This is a genomic window from Streptomyces sp. NPDC005393, from assembly GCF_040606675.1.
In the GTDB taxonomy this organism is placed as follows: Bacteria; Actinomycetota; Actinomycetes; order Streptomycetales; family Streptomycetaceae; genus Streptomyces.
On record NZ_JBEXFG010000005.1, the window covers coordinates 18,276 to 37,948 of the forward strand.

Below are 19,673 nucleotides of genomic sequence, written 5' to 3' on the forward strand. Positions count from 1 at the left end.
CGCTCGCCGCCGGGCCCCGGAAGCACTCCGCTCGTCATGAACGCGACCCCAGGGATAATTCCCCCGGGGCCGCGTTCATGTATTTATGATTCATCACTTTCGGCACGAAGAACTCCACCGACTTCAGCACCGGCTGAATATACCTTTACTGTGGCGGATGGGTGATGCTCCCGGTAATCCCGGATCCTGGTCCGCGGATATCTCGTTGATGAGGTGTCTGCGGATCATTCGCGGAGAACCTGATATGGAGGCACCAGAGAAATGCAGATCGGCAAGAAGGTAGCTCTCATGGCCGCGGCGGCCGCGGGCACGATGGTCGTCGGCAGCGCGGGTAGCGCGAGCGCCTACGGCCTCTTCCCGCAGCACAGCGGGGCCACTCAGCGGAACGCCTGCGACTTGAACCAAGGCGCCGTCACCAATGTCGGCGGAGCCTCCCCCACGGGCGAGATCACCACCGGCTCCGACTGCATCAACTTCACCAACAGTGGAGCGGTATTCCAGAGCAACGACTGCGACACGGCCACCGGCGCCATCACCCAGCTCGGCATGGCCGCCCCGACCGGCGACATCAACGCCGGCTCCAACTGCACCAACATCGCCGTCGAAGAGCCGCCCATGGTGGTCGTGCACCAGGAAGCGCCGAAGCACCACAAGGCCAAGGACAAGCACAAGGCCAAGCACCACAAGGCCAAGAAGCACCACAAGGCCAAGGCCAAGCCGAAGAAGCACCACAGCGCGAAGCACTGACGCGTCGATCCCACGGTCGAGCGCGCGGCGCCCCCGGAGCAAACGCTTCCGGGGGCGCTGCGGCATTCAGCAGGTCAGGTGCGCGTCTTACACACTGCACCCCGAAAGAGCCGGCACGCAGTTGTTCGGGTTGTTTCCGGAGACCGTGGTCGCGGTGAGCGCCACCGTGCCGCCGTCGACGAAGATTCCACCGCCCTGGCCGCCATTGGCCGTATTACCGATGACATTGTCGCCGATCAATTGTGCGGCGCCCGCATGATTGAACAAACCGCCGCCGTTCAGTGTGGCGATATTGCCGGACACCACGGTGGACTGTACGCGCAGCGTGCTTCCGAAATTGGCGATACCGCCGCCGAAGCTCCCGGCAGTATTTCCGAGGACCCGGCTGCCGGTAATGGTGAGATCCCCGATTCCGGTGGCGATACCGCCGCCCTCGAAATTGGTCGTCCGGTTGTTCTGCACCGTGACGCTGGTCAGCAGCGTCGTGCCATAGTTCGCGATGCCGCCGCCCGAACTGCCCGCGAGGTTGTCGGAGATCGTGCCGCCCGTGACGTTGAGCGTGGCCGAGGTGTTGATGTGGATGCCGCCGCCGTCCAGCGCGGAATTATGCGTCACATCGGTGGCCGAGAGAAGCGCCGTGGCTCCCGAGGCGACCTCGATGCCGCCGCCGACGTTGCTCGCGGTGTTGCCGGTGACCGTGGACTGGATCAGCCTCAGCGTGCCCAGGTCGAGGATGCCGCCGCCGTCGATGCCCGCCCCCGAGGTCGCCCGTCCGTCGGACAGGGTGACCCCCTTGACCGTGAGCTTTCCGCCGGCGGCGACCTCCGCGATCCGGAAGTCCGTCGCCGAGGCGCTGCGCCTGATGGTCGCTTGGGTACCGGTGATGGTCACGTCCCCGCTGATGATCGGCAGTCCGTCGGGGCCATTGGCGCCGGTCGCCGCCGCGGAGCCGAGCGTGTACACACACCCCGTGGCGAGGACGACGGTCCCGCCCGAGGGCTCGTCGTTGGCCGCGGCCACCGCGGCGACCAGCGCCGCCGAGTCCCCGCAGGGCACCGGGGCCTGGCTCACGCCTCCGCCGCCATCCTCTCCCCCCTTCTCCTCGGCCGAGGCCGGGGCGGAAACCGCCCAAGCCGATACCGCCAGCGCCATGACGGGGATGAAACCGCGAATGGTTGTCGCGAGTCGCACGAGGGTCTCCTTACGCGTTCCTGGGGAGCAGCAGGTTCAGACTGTGCGGCTGAGTACCGATCGGCATCCGCTCAAGCGCTGGTCGAGTGACACTCGATCTTCTGTGCGGCCGGAGCGCGGACACCTCGCCCTCCGGGCCTCGGCAGACGGGGCGACAGGCCCCCGGAAACGACGAAACCGCAGGTCACCGATGGGTGCCTGCGGTTTCTGAGGTGGGTCATCAGGGGCTCGAACCCTGAACCAATGGATTAAAAGTCCACTGCTCTGCCAATTGAGCTAATGACCCGCACCCCCGCAGCATAGCTCGGCCGGGGGCCAACACCCGAGCCAATACCCTCCGGGGGCGAAAGGCCGTGCAACAGCGCGGTGTTGCACGGCCTCAGTGCCGCCGATCAGCCGTTGCGCTTCCAGCGCGGCTTGTCGGCGCGGCGGTCGAAGGACCGGTCGTGCGAACGGTCGTGCGAACGGCTGCCGGCGCTGCCGGCGCTGCCGGCGCTGCCGCCACGGTGGTCGTCGCGGCGGGCCGGACGGTCGTCACGACGGGCCGGGCGGTCGTCGCGGCGGTCGCGGTTGAACGGGCGGTCCCCGCCACGGTGGTTGTGGTCGCGGCGCTCGAACGGACGGGCCGGACGGTCCTCCCGGCGGTCGTCGCGGCGGTCGCGGTTGAAGCCGCCGCGGTCGTCACGACGCTCGAAGGAACGGCCACCACGGTCGTCACGCTGGTTGAAGCCGCCACGGTCATCCCGACGGTCGCGGTTGACCGGGCGGTCGTCGCGCCGGTCGCGGTTGAAGCCGCCGCGGTCGTCACGGCGCTCGAAGGAACGGCCACCACGGTCGTCACGCCGGTCGTCACGGCGGTCGTCGCGCCGGTCGCGGTTGAAGCCGCCGCGGTCGTCACGACGCTCGAAGGAACGGCCACCGCGGTCGTTGTCCCGGCGGTCGTCGCGGCGGTCGCGGTTGAAGCCGCCGCGGTCGTCGCGACGGTCGTCGCGCCGGTCCCGGTTGAAGCCCCCACGGTCGTTGTCACGGCGGTCGCGGCGCTCGAAGTTGCCCCGGTCGTCACGGCGCTCGTACGAGGAGCGGCGCGGCGCCTCGTCGGTCCCCGCGGCGTCGGCGGCGGGCGCGTTCACGGGCTCGGCCGAACGCTGCGCGGGCACTGTCGGAGCGGCCTCGGCGGCGGCCTCGGATCCGGCCTCCGTCCCGGTCGCGGCGGTCACGGTCCCGGACTCCGCCGGGGCGACGGTCTCGCCGCGCTCGCGCGCCGCACGCGCGGCCAGCCGGTCGGCCTCCTCGCGGAGCTCGACGGCCCGCCGCTGCACCTTCTCCAGCTGCCGGGTGAGGTCCTGCGCATCGCGCTCGGCCTGCTTGGCGGCGTTCGCGGCCGCCTCCGCCTGCACCTCGGTGAGCGAACGCGCGCCCGTGATAAGGGCCACGTCCTCGTCGAAGGCACCGGCCCCGCCGACGATGTGCCGGGAGGCGTCGACGCCCGCGTCCTCCATCAGCCGGAAGATCTGGCGGCGCTGGTGCGGGAGGGCCAGCGAGACGACCGTGCCGCTCTTGCCCGCGCGGGCCGTACGGCCGGAGCGGTGCAGATAGTCCTTGTGGTCGCCGGCCGGGTCCACGTTGAGCACGAGGTCGATGCCGTCGACGTGGATGCCGCGCGCGGCGACGTCCGTCGCGACGAGCACGTTCACGTACCCGTCCTTGAAGTCGGCCAGGGTCCGGGTGCGGGCGCCCTGCGTCATGCCGCCGTGCAGCGCGTCGGCGCGTACGCCCGCGTCGCACAGCTGCTCGGCGACGCGGTCGGCGCCCAGCTGGGTCCGTACGAAGATGATGGTGCGGCCCTTGCGCGCCGCGATGGCGGCGGTGACCGGCGCCTTGTCCTTCGGCTTCACCACGAGGACGTGGTGGGTCATGGTGGTCACCGCGCCCTGCGCCGCGTCGACCTCATGGGTCTTCGGGTCGACCAGGTAGCGCTTGACGAGGGTGTCGATCTCGTTCTCGAGCGTCGCGGAGAACAGCAGCCGCTGGCCGCCGGCCGGCACCAGGTCGAGGATCTCGGTGACCTCGGGCAGGAAGCCCATGTCGGCCATCTGGTCGGCCTCGTCGAGGACCGTGATCTGGACCTTGTCGAGGGACGCGGCGCCGCGCTCGATGATGTCGCGCAGCCGGCCCGGGGTGGCGACGAGGATGTCGACGCCGCGCTCCAGCGCGTAGATCTGATTTCCCATCGAGGTGCCGCCGCAGACGACCTTGAGCTTGAGGCCGAGGACATCGCCGTACGGCTGCAGCGCGTCGCTCACCTGCATCGCGAGCTCGCGGGTCGGGGTGAGGATCAGGCCGCGGGGGCGCTTCTTCTCCGTGTGGCCGCCGGCCAGCGTGGTCAGCAGCGGAAGACCGAAGGAGAGGGTCTTGCCGGAGCCGGTACGGCCTCGGCCGAGAATGTCGCTTCCGGCGAGGGCGTCGGGGATGGTCGCAGCCTGGATCGGGAAGGGCGTGGTCACGCCGTTCTGCGCCAGCTTGCGGACGATCTGCTCGGGGAGGCCGAGGTCGGCGAAGGTGATTTCGGGGGCCTTAGGGGTCTCGGGGGCGCTCTGCTCTGCGCGCTCGTCCTGCGGGGACTGCTCGTCCCGCTCGACCGGCGTGGCCTGGTCGGTCTGCTCGGCCTGCTCGGCCTGCTCAGGCTGCTCGGTCTGCTCGTCGTTGCCGGGCATGACGGAGTGATCAGTGGAAACGGACATGCGAAATGCGAAACCTTCCGGAGTCTCGGCACGCGCCCAAACTCCGTGTGGTGTCGCACACGACCGCCTCTATGCGGTCAGCCACGGGATGGCAAGGAACGCGCCTCGCGGCGCCCTTCAGAGAGGCGCCGGGCAAATGGGATCAAACGATCTGCCACCATACGCACCCCGACCCCCCAAGAGCAAATCAGCTCCGCCTGCCCTCGGTTCCCGCTCCGGCCGGCCCAGTCGGCCCCCGCTCCCGCCGCCGCTGCGCCCCTCCCCCTATCCCGCCGGTTCCGCCGGCGGGGAGGCGGGCGGGGACGCGGGCTCGGACACGGTCGGCTTCGGCTCCGCAGGGCTCGGCGGCGGGCTCGTCGGATGCGGCTTGGGCTCCGGGGCGGCGGGGGTCGGGGCGGGGCCGCCCGGCTGCGGCGGCGCGGAGGGGGCCGGGCGGTTCTGCTGGCCACCGTGGTTCCCGGGCGACGGCGAGGGAGACGACTCGGGGTCGGACGCGACGGCCGACGGCGACCGCCTCGCGCCCTCCTTCCGCTTCTCGCCCTTCTTGTCGCGTCTCGGGTCCGTATACGGATGTCCCCTGCCGTCCGAACGCACCACGGTGCCGTCCGGCTCCGCCGCACCGTCCCGCTGATGGGTGCCGCGGTGCTTGTCCGGGCGCTCGGGGTCGTCGGAGATGCTCATGCAGCCGCCCAGTGCCATCGCCGCGGCCAGGATCGTCACGACCGCCGCGCCGCGTGCCGTGACGCGGGGCCGGGTCGTACGCCCGGCGCGCGGGGAAGGGTCCGTCCCAGGGGAACGGTCGGTGCGAGGAGCGGGGGATCCGGGCATGCGCGGGACACCTCCAGGCCGCAGGGCTGTGACGCACTACCCAACTGGCCCTGCCCCGCCCAGGACACGCGTTCGCGCGGGACAACACCGCCGGATCCGGGTGACGCCACCCGATCCGGGTGACGCGCCCCCATCCGAGTGACGCGCCCCCATCCGGGTGACGCGCCCCCGGCGAGGGCACGCCGCCCGGCCCGGGTCATGCGCCCGGCGTCACCCGTAGCCGAGCGTGTGCAGCCGCTCGTCGTCGATCCCGAAGTGATGCGCGATCTCGTGGACCACCGTCACCTCCGTCTCCTGAACCGCGTCCTCCCGTGTCTCGCTCATCCGCAGCGTCGGCCCCCGGTAGACCGTGATCCGGTCCGGCAGTACGCCCGCGTACCACTCGCCCCGATCCGTGAGCGGCGTCCCCTCGTAGAGTCCGAGCAGCTCGGGCTCGTCCGTCGGCGGCTCGTCCTCCACGAACACCGCGACGTTGTCCATCAGCCGCGTCAGCTCCTGCGGGATCCGGTCCAGCGCCTCGGCGACCAGTTCCTCGAACTCCTCGCGCGTCATCTCCAGCACGTGGCCATTGTCGGGCAGCCGGGCCCGGATGGGAGTGCCCCCGCGCGGTGCGCGCCCCCGTCGTCCAGGCATAGGGGCCGGAACCGCCGGGCATACGGGACCAATGGCCCGCGAACCGCTCCGGCTGCTCCGTGCCACCGCTCGACGCGCACGGGCCTCGGCCGTCTCCCCTCTTCGCCGCTTCCGCCATCCCCTCCGACCGCACGCCACCCCCGCCCACCCGCAGGACGCACGAGACGCATGGGACGCACGGGACGCACTGGGCGCGCTCGATCCCGCCGCGCGCCCCCGTCCCCTCGTCCGCGCCGCCGGGCTGGCCGCCGTGACCATGCTCGGCGCCTGGATCGGGCTGCTCGTCGTCGGTAGCGTCCATATCCCCGTAGGCCCCATGGACACCCGGATGGCGCTGCGGCCGTCCCTCACCGGCGGCACCAAGATCAACGTGGCCCCGCTCGGCGCCCTCGAACTCGACAGCCACCACGCCCCGCTCCGCCTCGACGTCGATGTGGACCGGCTCGACCCCGTACGGGCCGAGGCCCTTGTCGACCACCCCGAGCGGCTGTCCGGCCTCCAGGACGAGGTCGCCGGCGATGTCGCCCACGGCACCCTCGACCTCGCGCTGCGCTCCTGCGTCGCCGTCGTCTTCGGCGCCACCGCGCTGGGCCTGGCCGTCTACCGCCGGCCGCGCCGGGCGCTGGCCGCCGGTGGCCTCGCGCTCACGCTGCTCGGCGCCTCCGGGACGGCCGTGTACGCGACCTGGAACCCGCAGTCGGTGCTGGAGCCGCGCTACTCCGGGCTGCTCTCCAGCGCCCCGTCGGTGGTCGGCAACGCGCGCAGCATCGTCACCGAGTTCGACGTCTACCAGCGGGAGTTGGCCCGGCTGGTGACCAACGTCACCCAGCTCTACGAGGCGACCTCGACCCTTCCCGCGTACCAGCCCGACCCCACGACCATGCGGGTGCTGCACATCTCGGACGTCCATCTCAATCCGGCCGCGTGGCACATCGTCGAGTCGCTGGTCCAGCAGTACAAGATCGACGTGATCATCGACACCGGCGACACGATGGACCACGGCACCCCCGCCGAGAACGGCTTCCTCGACCCCGTCTCCGACCTCGGCGCCCCCTATGTATGGGTACGCGGCAACCATGACTCGGCGGCGACCCAGCGGTACATCGCGCGGCGCAAGGGCGTCCATGTGGTCGACGACGCCAAGGTGATCAGCGTCGAGGGGCTGCGGATCGCGGGCATCGGCGACCCCCAGTTCACCCCCGACCGCTCCGTCGCCGCCTCCGGCGACCCGGCCGAGCACCGCGCCGGGCGGCAACTGGCCGACGCCCTCCGGGCCCGTAAGGCCGCGGGCGACCCCGTGGACATCGCCCTCGCCCACAACCCGGTCGCGGCCCGCAAGACGGACGGCACCGTTCCGCTCGCCCTCACCGGCCATGTCCACCACCGCCGTACGGAGGTCCTCCCCGGCGGCACCCGGCTGATGACGGAGGGCTCCACGGGCGGCAGCGGGCTGCGCGCGGTCGACGACGGCGACCCCGACAAGGTCCAGGCGTCCGTCCTCTATCTGGACCGGGACACCCACCGGCTCCAGGCCTGGGACGAGATCGACCTGGGCGGGCTCGGCCTGGCGAAGGCCGAGGTCAGCCGCCATCTCCCGGCCCATCCGTGACCCGGCGGACGCGCCGTTGGGGCCCCGGCACGACCCGCCGGGGCCCCCGGAGCACCCCCGCACCCGCCGCTCCGAAACCGTTTTGGCGAACTTCCCCGGCATCCCATATGCTTCTCGCGTCCCCGAAAGCGCCACCAGGCGCCCAGGTGAGCCATTCGGCCCTCATCGTCTAGTGGCCCAGGACGCCGCCCTTTCAAGGCGGTAGCACGGGTTCGAATCCCGTTGGGGGCACAGCATCTTTATGCAGCCGCAGACCAGCCCTGTTCCGGGGATGGCCTGCGGCTTTTGCGTTCCCCCTCGACCGCCGCCCGCGCGGCTCCCTGAGCGGTCAGAACACGTCCCGAGGTCTGATACGCTGATCCAGCGACATCGACGCGGCGGATCAACGCAAAGCCCCCGGTTCGAAGGTCGCGGGGAGTATGAATCCACCGAGAGAAATCCCGTTGGGGGCATACGTCGCCATGTGCGAGACTCGTGCTCGTACAAGCAAGGTCCTGTGGAGCAGTTTGGAGTGCTCGCCACCCTGTCAAGGTGGAGGCCGCGGGTTCAAATCCCGTCAGGACCGCTGCGGCTGGGTAGCTCAGTTGGTACGAGCGTCCGCCTGAAAAGCGGAAGGTCGCCGGTTCGACCCCGGCCCCAGCCACCGCAGCCCGACCAGGGCAAAGCCCCCGACGAGATCATTCGTCGGGGGCTTCTCCGTTGCCTGTGAGGCCTACGGCTCATGACAGCATGGCCGACTGCAACGGATGACGTAGGCGTTCGTGCGGCGTGTGCGGGTTGCGCGTCGTTGCCGGGCGCGGCGCCGTCTCGCGCCTTCGGCGCCTTGGAGCATGGGTCCGGTGGGGGCGGGCCGGGCCTCGTCGCCATCCGCCTGGCCAGTGGCGGGCAAGAGCCCGGTCGCGGCTCTCGCAGTCCGAGGCTTGGGCCGATGCCGGACAGCGGGTCGCGATACTCCTCTCAAAAATGCTTGATGTGACGCAAGCGTTTTATCAAGCGGTTTCCGGCGCCCTGCCTATCCGGATCGGTCTCAGCCCCGCATCGCTGCGCCGCCACCGGCCGTCCCGTCGGACACTCTCTGTGAGGATGGTTACGAGCGTGACGCCCTGCCGGTCACTGCCGGAGCCCTGTCACCCCTGCTCGCCGGCGGCTGCGCTTCGGCTATGCCGACCAGCAGGGGGAACGGGGCTACCTTAGGCACCGACCACGCCCTCCCTTGCTGGCGGGCATGGCGCATGCCGGCGGCTGACGCGGTACCCGCGGTACAGCGCTTCCCGCGTGGGGCACTCTCGGTCGGCGAGGCAGTCCGGGCAGGCCACACCGTGGTTGAGGAAGCGGCGCCAGACGGTACCCCCGCAAGCGACCACAGGAGCGCCGGGAACTTTCAGTGCTACGAGCGTGGAGCAGGCTGCGCAACCCGGGACCGCTTATAAGGCGGTGCTCAGGGGCCGTCCAGGCAGCCGTCTGGTCGCCGGTTCAACCCTGGCCCCAGCCACCGCGGCCCTCACCAGGGCAGACACCCCCGCCAGGGATCTTCGGCGGGGGTGTTTTCGTGTCACCCCCGACCCCTTCGGTCCGCCGGTGGATCAGCGGCCCCGGCCGACTTCCGCTCAACTGTCGGCGAACCCTGCCCCGCCATAGACTCAAAACGACCTCGGGGCTCCACCCCAGGAGGACGCGATGATGCGGCACACCCGACTGCCCGGCGAGTCCGCGGACTACCTCGCCGCGCGCGAAGAGGTCCGCCTCGCCGAGATCGATCTCATGCGCCGTCGCGAGCAGGTCGCGGCCCAGCGCCGAGCGCTCCCCCAGGGTCCGCCCGTCGACGACTACGTCTTCATCGAAGGTCCGGACGACCTCGACGCGGGCGACACCCCCGTCCGCGAGGTCCCCCTGAGCGAGCTGTTCACCGCCCCGGACCGGCCGCTGATCGTGTACCACTTCATGTACGGCAAGCAGCAGACCGACCCCTGCCCGATGTGCACCATGTGGATCGACGGCTTCAACGGCGTCGCCCACCACATCGCCCAGAACGCCGACTTCGCCGTCGCTGCGGCCGCCGAGCCGCCCGTCCTGCGGCAGCACGCCCGCGACCGCGGCTGGTCCCGGCTGCGCCTGCTGAGCTGCGGTGACAGCACCTTCAAGTACGACCTCGGCAGCGAGGGCAAGGACGGCGAGCAGGACTCCAGCATCTCCGTCTTCATCCAGGACGACGACGGCACGATCCGCCACTCCTACTCCACCCACCCGCGCATGGCCGAGGACATCGACCAGCGCGGCATCGACCTCCTCAGCTCCGTCTGGCACCTCCTCGACCTGACGCCGACCGGCCGAGGCGACTGGTTCCCGCGCGTGGACTACTGATGTCGGTACCTCGGCGGAGTCGCGTCGGCGCTTTGCGTACCCCTCTGTCGGCGGCTGGTGCGCCCTCCCGCCAGCCCCCTACCCGGCACCTGCGGCGCATCAGATCCCGCGTGGGGCACTCTCGGTCGGCTAGGCGGGGTGGGCACCGCTGGCGAAGCCGGACGCGTGCGTGGGGCATCGCCCCCAAGATCGCTGCTATGCCCGGGTCCACCTCGACAGTCTGGCGGCGGATGCGCTCGGGGACCGGGTGCGTTGTGGGCACAGCGGCAGCGTCGGCGGCGCGACGATCTACGCCTTTCCGCCTTCGTCACGGGTCTACGGGGAGCTGGTCGGTGCCAGGATGCGTCACAGGACGATCCTGGCGCTCGGGCCCGGCCCTACGGGGCCGGTACGCGAAACGCGCCCGCGCTCAGAGCTGAGGCGCCGGCACCGTCAGGCGGAGCAGGGCGTATTGCCCGTGGGTGCCCGGGGCGGCGCGCGTGAGGTGCTGAGGTGCTGCCGGTGGTGGGCCGGGGGGCCGTACGCTGGGCAGATGGCGCGGCTGATCGTGGCGGGTGGGGGTGGAGGGGACGCTGTTGCCGCCGCGGTGATCGATAGAGCTCTGTACGGGGCGGATGACCCGGCCGTGGTCCTTACCTACGCCTGGGACCGGCTGCTCGTCGACCCCCTCCCGGGGCCCCGTGGGGCGGACGGCTTCACCGGACTGCGGGCGCTGACGGAGAGCGTGTACGCCGTGCCCGCCGAGGCCGCGCCCGTGGCGCCGGGCGGGTCCACGCTTCCTCGCCTCGCCGGGGAGCTTGCGCACACGTTCGCGCTGATCGACCCCCACCACGGGGTCGAGGGCATGGTCCGGCAGCTCGAGGAGCTGATCGAGCACCTGGCCCCGACGTCGGTCGATCTTCTGGACGTGGGGGGCGACATCCTGGCGCGAGGGGACGAGCCGACCCTGCGCAGTCCACTGGGCGATGCGCTGTCTCTTGCCGTGTGTGCGCAGGTCAGCGCCCCGGTCCGGCTGCTGGTCGCCGGGCCCGGCCTGGACGGGGAGCTTCCTGTGGAGGTGCTGCGGGAGCGTCTGGGGGCGGTGGTGCGTACCCTCAGCGCCGAGGATGTCGCACCGATCGGCGCGGTCATGGAGTGGCACCCGTCGGAGGCCACCGGCATGCTCATGGCCACGGCCCGGGGGGTGCGGGGGCTGTGCGAGGTGCGGGACGCGGGGCTGGCGATCCCGCTCACCGATGCCGGGCCCGTCGTCCATGAGGCCGACCTGGAGGCCGCCTTCCGCCGGAACCGGCTCGCCCAGGCCATCGGCGCCACGACCAGCCTCGCCGAGGCTGAGCGGCACAGCCGCGCCATCTGCGGCTACTCGGAGATCGACTACGAGCGCGAGAAGGCCGCCGGCCTCCAGGACGCGGCTCCGTTCGATCCCGACGCCGCACTCCGGCAGCTGGCCCGCTTCGCGGCGGAGGCTCGCGCACGCGGGGTTACGCACACCACCTTCCGCCATCTCACCGAAGTCCTCGGCCTTGACGGGGGCCACCGCACCGCGCTGCGCGAGCTGTTGCTCGGGGCCCACCCGGAGCGGTACGCCGCACCGCTCTGGCGCCTCTGACCCCACGGATGGGGTATAGTTGATCAAGCAACGCCGCCCGAACGGGCGGAAGTTGATGCGTCGGTCGTCTAAGGAAAGATACTCGTCTCCAAACGAGGGATGTAGGTGCAAGGCCTGCTCGGCGCTCCAGTGAAAATCCTCCTCCCGTCTCCGGGAGGGGGATTTTTTTGTCTCGCCCCGATCACTCCGACGGCGTCGGAGTGGCGCTCGGCGGGCGGCCGCCCGGGTGGCGGTGGCGCCAGATCCAGAAGACGGCGGTGGAGACGAGGGCCCAGCCGGCCAGCACGAGGAAGGGGAAGGCGTGCTGGTGGTGGCCGAAGTAGACCGCCGTGTGCTGGGCGTTGACGGAGGCGCCCGGGGGGAGCCAGCGGCCGATCTCCCCGAGGAGGGAGGGCAGCAGGGGCCAGGAGACCGCGCCGCCCGAGGAGGGGTTGCCGAGGAGCACCATCAGGCCCCAGGTGGGGATGAGCGCCCAGCGTCCGAACAGGACGTTGAACATGGAGAAGACCATCCCCGAGGTGAACATGGTCAGCGCGAGGATCGCCCACGATTCGGCGAACGGCAGATCGAGCGCGCCCAGCCCCCAGTCCACGATCGCCGCGATCGTGAAGCCGCCGAGCATTGCGTACGCGAGGGTGAAGGCGATCCGCTCGGCCGGGTTGAGGCCCCGTGCGTTCACGCTCAGCTGGATGGCGCCGATGAAGCCGATGATCACCGCGGCGAGGGAGATGTAGAAGATCGCGAGCCCACGCGGGTCACCCTTCTGCAGGGGGTTCACGTCCCTCACCTTGACCGGCACCCGGACCGCGCGCCCCACCTTGGTGGCGGAGGAGGTCAGCACCTCGGCGACCGTCGCGCCCGACGCCGCGGAGACGTCCAGCTCGACGCCGTGGTCGCGGGTGCGCAGCACCGCGAAGACCTTCTGCTCCTCGATGGCCCACTGGGCCTTCCCGTACGAGGGGTAGGCGTGCAGCCGGAGCGAGGCGTCCAGGGCCTTCTCCATCCCGGCGACGAACGCCTTCTCGGGGGCGCGGCCACGGCCGGTGGTCACCACGGCGATGGGGATCCGGTGCGGGGTGGGGTTGGCGAAGGCGTAGGTGTACGAGCCGGCGAAGAGCCCCGCGCCCGCGGAGATGATCAGCACGATGACGGTCGCCGGGAAGAAGGGGGAGTGTTTGAAGGCCGACCATCGGGATCGATGCTCAGCCGCTTCGGCACCCTCGTCATCAGCCATGAGATCACGCTAAAACGCACACCCCGGACATACCTCGCGACGCGGCCCGGACGGAAATGGTTCGCCAGCTGTTTTGCGGAGGTGAGATCCTGGGATCCGTATGTCCACGACGCCTGCCCCCACCCTGCCCGCCCTGCTGGAGCGGCTGCCCGAGCTGATGCTGCGTGACCAGCAGCGGCTGGGGCGCCGACTCGACGGCGCGCGCCGCATCCGTAAGCCCGAGGCCCGTGCGGCCGCCCTCGACGAGATCGCCCAGGAGATCGAGCGGGCCGAGCTGCGGGTCGCGGATCGCCGCGCCGCCGTGCCGACCGTCACCTATCCGGAAGAGCTGCCGGTCAGCCAGAAGAGGGACGACATCCTCGCGGCCGTCCGTGATCACCAGGTGGTGATCGTCGCGGGCGAGACCGGCTCCGGGAAGACGACTCAGATCCCCAAGATCTGTCTGGAGCTGGGCCGCGGCGTCAAGGGGCTCATCGGCCATACGCAGCCGCGTCGCATCGCGGCCCGTACGGTCGCCGAGCGCATCGCCGAGGAGCTAGGTACGCCGCTGGGCGAGTCGGTCGGCTGGAAGGTCCGCTTCACCGACCAGGTGGGCCAGGACACCCACGTCAAGCTGATGACGGACGGCATTCTGCTCGCCGAGATCCAGACCGACCGCGAGCTGCGCCAGTACGACACGATCATCATCGACGAGGCCCATGAGCGCAGCCTCAACATCGACTTCCTGCTCGGCTATCTGGCGCGGCTGCTGCCCCGCCGCCCCGATCTGAAGGTCGTGATCACCTCCGCGACCATCGACCCGGAGCGCTTCTCCCGGCATTTCGGCGAGGCGCCGATCGTCGAGGTGAGCGGCCGTACGTACCCGGTCGAGGTCCGGTACCGGCCGCTGCTGGAGGAGGGCGGCGAGGACAGCGACCGCGACCAGATCACCGCCATCTGCGACGCGGTCGACGAGCTGCAGGCCGAGGGCCCCGGCGACATCCTCGTCTTTCTCTCCGGTGAGCGGGAGATCCGCGACACGGCCGACGCGCTGAACAAGAAGAACCTCAGATCGACCGAGGTGCTGCCGCTGTACGCACGGCTGTCGCACGCCGAACAGCACCGGGTCTTCCAGCGCCACCCCGGCCGCCGGATCGTGCTGGCGACGAACGTCGCGGAGACCTCGCTCACCGTCCCCGGCATCCGGTACGTGATCGACCCGGGCACCGCCCGGATCTCGCGCTACAGCCACCGCACCAAGGTCCAGCGGCTGCCGATCGAGCCGATCTCGCAGGCCAGCGCCAATCAGCGCAAGGGCCGCTGCGGCCGGACCAGCGACGGCATCTGCATCCGGCTGTACTCCGAGGACGACTTCCTCACCCGCCCGGAGTTCACGGACGCGGAGATCCTCCGTACGAACCTCGCCTCCGTCATCCTCCAGATGACCGCCGCCGGGCTCGGTGACATCGAGAAGTTCCCGTTCATCGACCCGCCGGACCGCCGCAACATCAAGGACGGCGTGCAGCTCCTGGAGGAGCTGAACGCGCTGGACAGCAAGGAGAAGGATCCGCGGAAGCGGCTCACCCAGGTCGGGCGGAAGCTGGCCCAGCTGCCCGTGGACCCGCGGCTGGCCCGTATGGTGCTGGAGGCGGACCGCAACGGCTGCGTGCGCGAGGTCATGGTGATCGCGGCGGCGCTGTCCATCCAGGACCCGCGTGAGCGCCCCTCGGACAAGCAGCAGCAGGCGGATCAGCAGCACGCGCGCTTCAAGGACGAGTCGAGCGACTTCCTGGCCTTCCTCAACCTGTGGAAGTACATCAGGGAGCGGCAGAAGGAGCTGTCGTCGTCCGCCTTCCGCCGTATGTGCCGCAATGAGTTCCTCAACTACCTGCGCATACGCGAATGGCAGGACATCTACAGCCAGCTGCGCACGGTGGCCAAGACCATGGACATCCACATGTCCGAGCAGGACGCGGCGCCGGACCACGTCCATATGTCACTGCTGGCCGGGCTGCTGTCCCATGTCGGCCTGAAGAACACCGTGGCGGAGGGCGGGAAGGAGACCGCGAAGAACGAGTACGTGGGCGCGCGCAGCGCCAAGTTCGCGGTCTTCCCCGGCTCGGCGCTCTTCAAGAAGCCGCCGCGCTGGGTGATGTCGGCGGAGCTCGTCGAGACCTCCCGGCTGTGGGCGCGGGTCAACGCGAAGATCGAGCCGGAGTGGATCGAGCCGCTTGCCCAGCATCTGGTCAAGCGCACCTACAGCGAGCCGCACTGGGAGCAGAAGCAGGCGGCGGTGATGGCGTACGAGCGCGTCACGCTCTACGGCGTGCCCATCGTCGCCCAGCGGAAGGTGCATTACGGCCGGATCGACCCGGAGACCAGCCGCGATCTGTTCATCCGCAATGCCCTGGTCGAGGGCGACTGGCGCACCCACCACCAGTTCTTCCACGACAACCGCAAGCTGCTCGGCGAGGTCGAGGAGCTGGAGCACCGCGCGCGGCGCCGCGACATCCTCGTGGACGACGAGACGCTCTTCGACTTCTACGATCAGCGGCTGCCCGAGCACGTCGTGTCCGGGGCGCATTTCGACTCGTGGTGGAAGCACAAGCGGCGCGAGGAGCCGGAGCTTCTCAACTTCGAGAAGTCGATGCTCATCAATGAGCAGGCCCAGGGTGTCACCAAGGACGCCTATCCGGACTCCTGGCGCCAGGGGAAGCTCACGTTCAAGGTGACCTATCAATTCGAGCCGGGCGCGGACGCGGACGGGGTGACCGTCCACATCCCGCTCCAGGTGCTCAATCAGGTCACCCCGGAGGGCTTCGACTGGCAGATCCCGGGGTTGCGCGAGGATCTGGTCACCGAGCTGATCCGCTCGCTGCCCAAGCCGGTCCGGCGCAATTACGTCCCGGCGCCGAACTACGCGAAGCGCTTCCTGGAAAGCGCTGTCCCCCTCCAGGAGCCGCTGACGGCGGCGCTCGGCCGCGAGCTCCATCGGATGGTGGGCGTGCGGATCGAGCCGGAGGACTGGGATCTGTCGAAGGTCCCCGACCACCTCAAGATCACCTTCCGGGTGGTCGACGAGCGGCGCCGCAAACTCGACGAGGACAAGGATCTGGAGGCGCTGGGGCAGCGGCTGAAGTCCAAGACGCGGGCGGCGATCTCCAAGGCCTTCGAGAGCTCGAAGGAGTCCGAGGGCATCGAGCAGCGCGGCGGGCTGACCCGGTGGACGATCGGGACGCTGCCGCGCACCTTCGAGACACGCCGCGGCGGCCAGCCGGTCAAGGCGTATCCGGCGCTGGTCGACGAGGGCGCGTCGGTGGCGGTGCGGCTCTTCGACACCGAGACCGAGCAGCGGCAGGCGATGTGGCAGGGCACCCGCCGGCTGATCCTGCTCCAGCTTCCGAACAACCCGGCCAAGTTCGCCCAGGGCAAGCTCTCCAACCAGGCCAAGCTGGCGCTGTCCAGCAGCCCGCACGGCAGCGTCCAGGCCCTCTTCGAGGACTGTGTGGCGGCGGCGGCCGACCGGCTGATCGCGGCCCGCGGCGGCCCGGCGTGGGACGAGGAGTCGTTCCGTAAGCTCTTCGACGCCGTGCGCGCCGACATCACGGACGCGACGGTGGACACCGTGCGGAAGGTCCAGGAGGTGCTGGCGGCGTGGCAGTCGTGCGAGCGCCGGCTGAAGAGCCCGCCGCTGTCGACGAGCGCCGTACTGCTGCCGTCGCTCACGGACGTCAAGGAGCAGCTCGCGGAGCTCATCAAGCCGGGCTTCGTGACCGCGCACGGGGTACGCCGCCTCCCGGACCTCATGCGCTATCTGGTGGCCGCGGACCGGCGGCTGCAGCAGCTGCCGGCCAACGCCGAGCGGGACCGCACCCGGATGGCGAAGGTGCGCGAGATGCGGGACGAGTACGCCTGGCTGCTGGAGCAGTTCCCGCCGGGCCGGCCGGTGCCCCAGGAGGCGTTGGAGATCCGCTGGATGATCGAGGAGCTGCGGGTCAGCTACTTCGCGCACGCGCTCGGCACGGCCTATCCGGTCTCGGACAAGCGCATCGTGAAGGCCATCGACGCGGCGGCCCCCTAGGCCGCCGCCCGGTCGCGGCCCGGTCGCCGCCCGGTCGCGCCTCGGTCGCGGCCCGGTCTGTGAGGGGCCGCCGGAGCCCGGCCGGGCGCGAGTTCGACCGGAGCGCCTGACCTGCTGTAGAGTCTGGGACGCAAGCGCACAACAGCGCGGCGCACACAGCGAAGCTGTAGGGCGTCACTGTTGGTCCTGTGGAGCAGTTTGGAGTGCTCGCCACCCTGTCAAGGTGGAGGCCGCGGGTTCAAATCCCGTCAGGACCGCAAACCCGAAGGCCCGGATCCCCTCGTGGATCCGGGCCTTCGGCGTCTTGACCGCGACCCTCCCCCAGCGGTACGCAGTCGAGTAAAGGTGTGCGTGGGGGTGCGCGGGAGGTGCGGCGTATGACGGCGTCCGCGAAGCATGAGACCAGGGCGCTGCTGCGCGCCCATCTGGCGGCCGCCACGGGCTATCGCCACTTCACCCGGCACTGCCCGATCTGCCACCGGCTGCTGCGGCTGGCGATGGAGCCGTCGGGGGCCGAGGACGGCCAGGAGGCGATCGAGGAGACGGTCGAGGAGACGGTCGAGGAGCAGACGCCCTCCACGTCGCGGCCAACTCGGTAAGCCCTTACCGCAATTGCGCCTTACCGCAGCTTCCCGGCGGGAGACAAGCATTGAGTGGTGTGACAGGAGTCACCGAATGGGTTTCCGGAGTGAGGGAACTTACGCCCCGCTCACAACCGGTCAATTTAATATGTGCAATTGCACCCCCCGTCCAAGCCACCCCGGAGCCGTTTCCGGACCACCCCCGGCTGGCCCGAATGTGTGCCCTCCAAGGGCACTTGGCGGCGGTCGCCGGCGCCCTCCGGGAAGCTGTCACGGGGTCACGGCCGGGGCCTGGAGGGGCATAAAAAAAGATCGCGCTGGACCCGGCGGAGTCCAGCGCGATCAACGACACACCCTGTGGAGCGGTGGAGGGCCTGTTGGGGCAGGCGCCCGTCGTGTGGAGCCATACAGGCGAAAACCGGGCTGGGGGCCCGGAAATGCCCGGTTATGCGGTTGTTCAGGCCTCGCTGCGCTGCTGCGGGATGCCCGCGAGAAGCGCACGGACCTCCGCTTCGCGGTAGCGCCGATGCCCTCCGAGCGTGCGGATGGACGTGAGCTTGCCTGCCTTGGCCCAGCGCGTGACCGTCTTCGGGTCCACGCGGAACATCGTGGCAACCTCAGCCGGGGTCAGCAGCGGCTCGGCATCAGGGGTGCGAGCGGTCATGAGCGGCCTCCTCGGGAGAACCGAACCATCACGGTTCTTTCCTCTAAATTCTGCACCTTGACCCACGTTGCCCGAAATGGCGGACGCGGGCCGAGTCGGTTATAGGACGAACGGCTTGTCCTCGGCACTACAACTACACCATCCGTCCAGCCCCGTCGGCCAAACCGATGGAATTGCCCTCTCAGGTGTTCAACCTCGACGGAAGCCGATGGACCATGCCATAACGGACAGTCACGCAGCCGTGACGATCAGTCACAACAGGATCAGGGGTCACCAGATCCACCAAGGAGTGCAATACCGATGAATCCGCCCATACTTAGGCGGAAGGAGTCCTTCCCGGGCTCCTTGTCCTATTTTGACACGAGGGTGGGGGATTGCCGCAAGGCCCGAAGTCAGTGCTTTAGGTCACGATTGAGGCAATGGCCCGGATCGGGACCTACGTCCCCTGCTCCGCCACCCGGTCGCGCGGTGCCGGCTCAGCCCGCGCTCAGCCCGCGCTCAGCCCGCGCTCTTCGCGCGCTCAGCTCGCGTTCTGCCGTCCGCGTACCTCGCTCCACCGGACGGTCAGCCGCTCGTAAGCGATCCCCGCCCGTTCCCCGTCCCCGTCACGCAGCGCGGCGAGACCCTCCGCCACATCCGCGGCCGAGTGATCGTCCTCCAGCCTCCCCGCGGGCACCGCGTGCACCAGGCCGCCGTAGTCCAGCTCGACCAGCGACCGGGGGTGGAACTCCTCCAGCCACCGGCCGACGTCCATCAGCCCGTCGATCAGCGGCCCCTCACCGAGGGCTTCCTTGAGCACCTTAAGGCCACGCGCCACCCGCCGCCTGGCCTGGACCATGGGAGTGCGGTAACGGAGAATGAGCCCGTCCTCACCCTTGGTGCACTCGCGCTCGTCGTCCGCGAAGAGCACGAACCAGCGCACCGGCACATGCCAGGTCGCCGAGCGGATCCACGGCCGGGCGTCCGGGTTGCGCTCCAGCCACTGCTCGTAGTCCGACGCCGCCTGCCGGCGCACCACCGGGGGCAGCACGGCGTCCAGGAGGGGCCCGGGAAGCCGCTCGGACAGCTCTTCCAGGGCCAGCCAGCCCCGCAGCCGTGTCCGCCACGGACAGACGCAGGTGACGCCGTCCACGACCGCCACGAAGGCGTCGGCGCTCTCGTGCACCGGCACCGGCACGGGAGGCACCGGCAGGAGGTCGGCGAGCGAGCGGCGGAGCTCGTCCTGCGCGCTCGGGATGTCGTCGCGCTTGGCATAACGCGCCCAGTGCGATCGCTCCGGCTCCGGGAATGCGGCCAGTGGCTCATAGACCCGGAGATACGACGCGTACGGGACAATCACCGAAGACGCCAAGGTCACACGCGCTCCCTCAAGGCTGAGACCACCGCCAGGAGTTGCCTACCCCCGGATGACCGCA

At 70.2% G+C, this 19,673-nt stretch carries 13 protein-coding genes and 5 tRNA genes; 10 read left to right on the forward strand and 8 right to left on the reverse strand.

Features of this window, described 5'->3' with window-relative positions:
- Positions 1-261: 261 nt before the first annotated feature.
- A complete protein-coding gene (locus ABZS71_RS07310) occupies positions 262-747 on the forward strand; it encodes a hypothetical protein (RefSeq protein ID WP_356208188.1) in 486 nt (161 codons plus the stop codon).
- Between the two features lie 87 nt (positions 748-834).
- Here the strand turns inward: ABZS71_RS07310 and ABZS71_RS07315 are convergent, their stop codons facing one another.
- The 5 genes from ABZS71_RS07315 to ABZS71_RS07335 all read right to left on the reverse strand — a co-directional run bounded on the left by ABZS71_RS07315 (position 835) and on the right by ABZS71_RS07335 (position 6,068).
- Positions 835-1,818, reverse strand: a complete 984-nt coding sequence (locus tag ABZS71_RS07315) for a right-handed parallel beta-helix repeat-containing protein (protein ID WP_356208189.1) — start codon at positions 1,816-1,818, stop codon at positions 835-837.
- A 333-nt stretch (positions 1,819-2,151) separates the two neighbouring features.
- Positions 2,152-2,224, reverse strand: a tRNA-Lys gene (locus ABZS71_RS07320).
- A gap of 106 nt (positions 2,225-2,330) precedes the next feature.
- Positions 2,331-4,679 carry a DEAD/DEAH box helicase gene (locus ABZS71_RS07325; protein ID WP_356208191.1) on the reverse strand — a complete coding sequence of 783 codons (2,349 nt, stop codon included), beginning with the start codon at positions 4,677-4,679 and terminating at the stop codon, positions 2,331-2,333.
- Between the two features lie 264 nt (positions 4,680-4,943).
- Positions 4,944-5,507, reverse strand: a complete 564-nt coding sequence (locus tag ABZS71_RS07330; protein ID WP_356208192.1) for a hypothetical protein — start codon at positions 5,505-5,507, stop codon at positions 4,944-4,946.
- Between the two features lie 210 nt (positions 5,508-5,717).
- On the reverse strand, positions 5,718-6,068 hold the full coding sequence (locus ABZS71_RS07335) for a metallopeptidase family protein (protein ID WP_356208193.1): 351 nt from the start codon (positions 6,066-6,068) through the stop codon (positions 5,718-5,720).
- A gap of 103 nt (positions 6,069-6,171) precedes the next feature.
- Here ABZS71_RS07335 and ABZS71_RS07340 point away from each other — a divergent pair, with 103 nt between their 5' ends.
- From ABZS71_RS07340 to ABZS71_RS07365, 6 genes are all read left to right on the forward strand, one after another.
- Positions 6,172-7,749 (forward strand): metallophosphoesterase, encoded by a 1,578-nt coding sequence (locus tag ABZS71_RS07340; protein WP_356208194.1) that lies wholly within the window; start codon positions 6,172-6,174, stop codon positions 7,747-7,749.
- Positions 7,750-7,907: 158 nt separating this feature from the next.
- Positions 7,908-7,980 (forward strand) — tRNA-Glu (locus ABZS71_RS07345).
- A gap of 259 nt (positions 7,981-8,239) precedes the next feature.
- Positions 8,240-8,314, forward strand: a tRNA-Asp gene (locus ABZS71_RS07350).
- Positions 8,315-8,318: 4 nt separating this feature from the next.
- Positions 8,319-8,392 (forward strand) — tRNA-Phe (locus tag ABZS71_RS07355).
- A gap of 1,034 nt (positions 8,393-9,426) precedes the next feature.
- On the forward strand, positions 9,427-10,110 hold the full coding sequence (locus ABZS71_RS07360; RefSeq protein WP_355851941.1) for a DUF899 family protein: 684 nt from the start codon (positions 9,427-9,429) through the stop codon (positions 10,108-10,110).
- A 532-nt stretch (positions 10,111-10,642) separates the two neighbouring features.
- On the forward strand, positions 10,643-11,719 hold the full coding sequence (locus tag ABZS71_RS07365; protein ID WP_355851938.1) for a DUF1152 domain-containing protein: 1,077 nt from the start codon (positions 10,643-10,645) through the stop codon (positions 11,717-11,719).
- A 181-nt stretch (positions 11,720-11,900) separates the two neighbouring features.
- Here ABZS71_RS07365 and ABZS71_RS07370 read toward each other — a convergent pair whose 3' ends face one another.
- Positions 11,901-12,953 (reverse strand): ABC transporter permease, encoded by a 1,053-nt coding sequence (locus tag ABZS71_RS07370; RefSeq protein WP_356208196.1) that lies wholly within the window; start codon positions 12,951-12,953, stop codon positions 11,901-11,903.
- A 100-nt stretch (positions 12,954-13,053) separates the two neighbouring features.
- Between ABZS71_RS07370 and hrpA the strand changes: the two genes are divergently transcribed.
- The 3 genes from hrpA (at position 13,054) to ABZS71_RS07385 (ending at position 17,612) form a co-directional block, all read left to right on the forward strand.
- Positions 13,054-17,013: an ATP-dependent RNA helicase HrpA gene (gene hrpA / locus ABZS71_RS07375; protein ID WP_356208197.1), complete on the forward strand. Its 3,960-nt coding sequence runs from the start codon at positions 13,054-13,056 to the stop codon at positions 17,011-17,013.
- Positions 17,014-17,195: 182 nt separating this feature from the next.
- Positions 17,196-17,270, forward strand: a tRNA-Asp gene (locus ABZS71_RS07380).
- Between the two features lie 120 nt (positions 17,271-17,390).
- Entirely contained in the window at positions 17,391-17,612 is a 222-nt protein-coding gene (locus ABZS71_RS07385; protein ID WP_356208198.1) for a DUF6274 family protein, read from the forward strand.
- Between the two features lie 439 nt (positions 17,613-18,051).
- Here the strand turns inward: ABZS71_RS07385 and bldC are convergent, their stop codons facing one another.
- Together bldC and ABZS71_RS07395 are read right to left on the reverse strand one after the other, a co-directional pair.
- A complete protein-coding gene (bldC, locus tag ABZS71_RS07390; RefSeq protein ID WP_003949541.1) occupies positions 18,052-18,258 on the reverse strand; it encodes a developmental transcriptional regulator BldC in 207 nt (68 codons plus the stop codon).
- A gap of 520 nt (positions 18,259-18,778) precedes the next feature.
- The gene (locus tag ABZS71_RS07395) at positions 18,779-19,615 is read right to left on the reverse strand and encodes a hypothetical protein (protein ID WP_356208200.1); all 837 of its coding nucleotides are present in this window, start codon (positions 19,613-19,615) and stop codon (positions 18,779-18,781) included.
- Between the last annotated feature and the right edge of the window lie 58 nt (positions 19,616-19,673).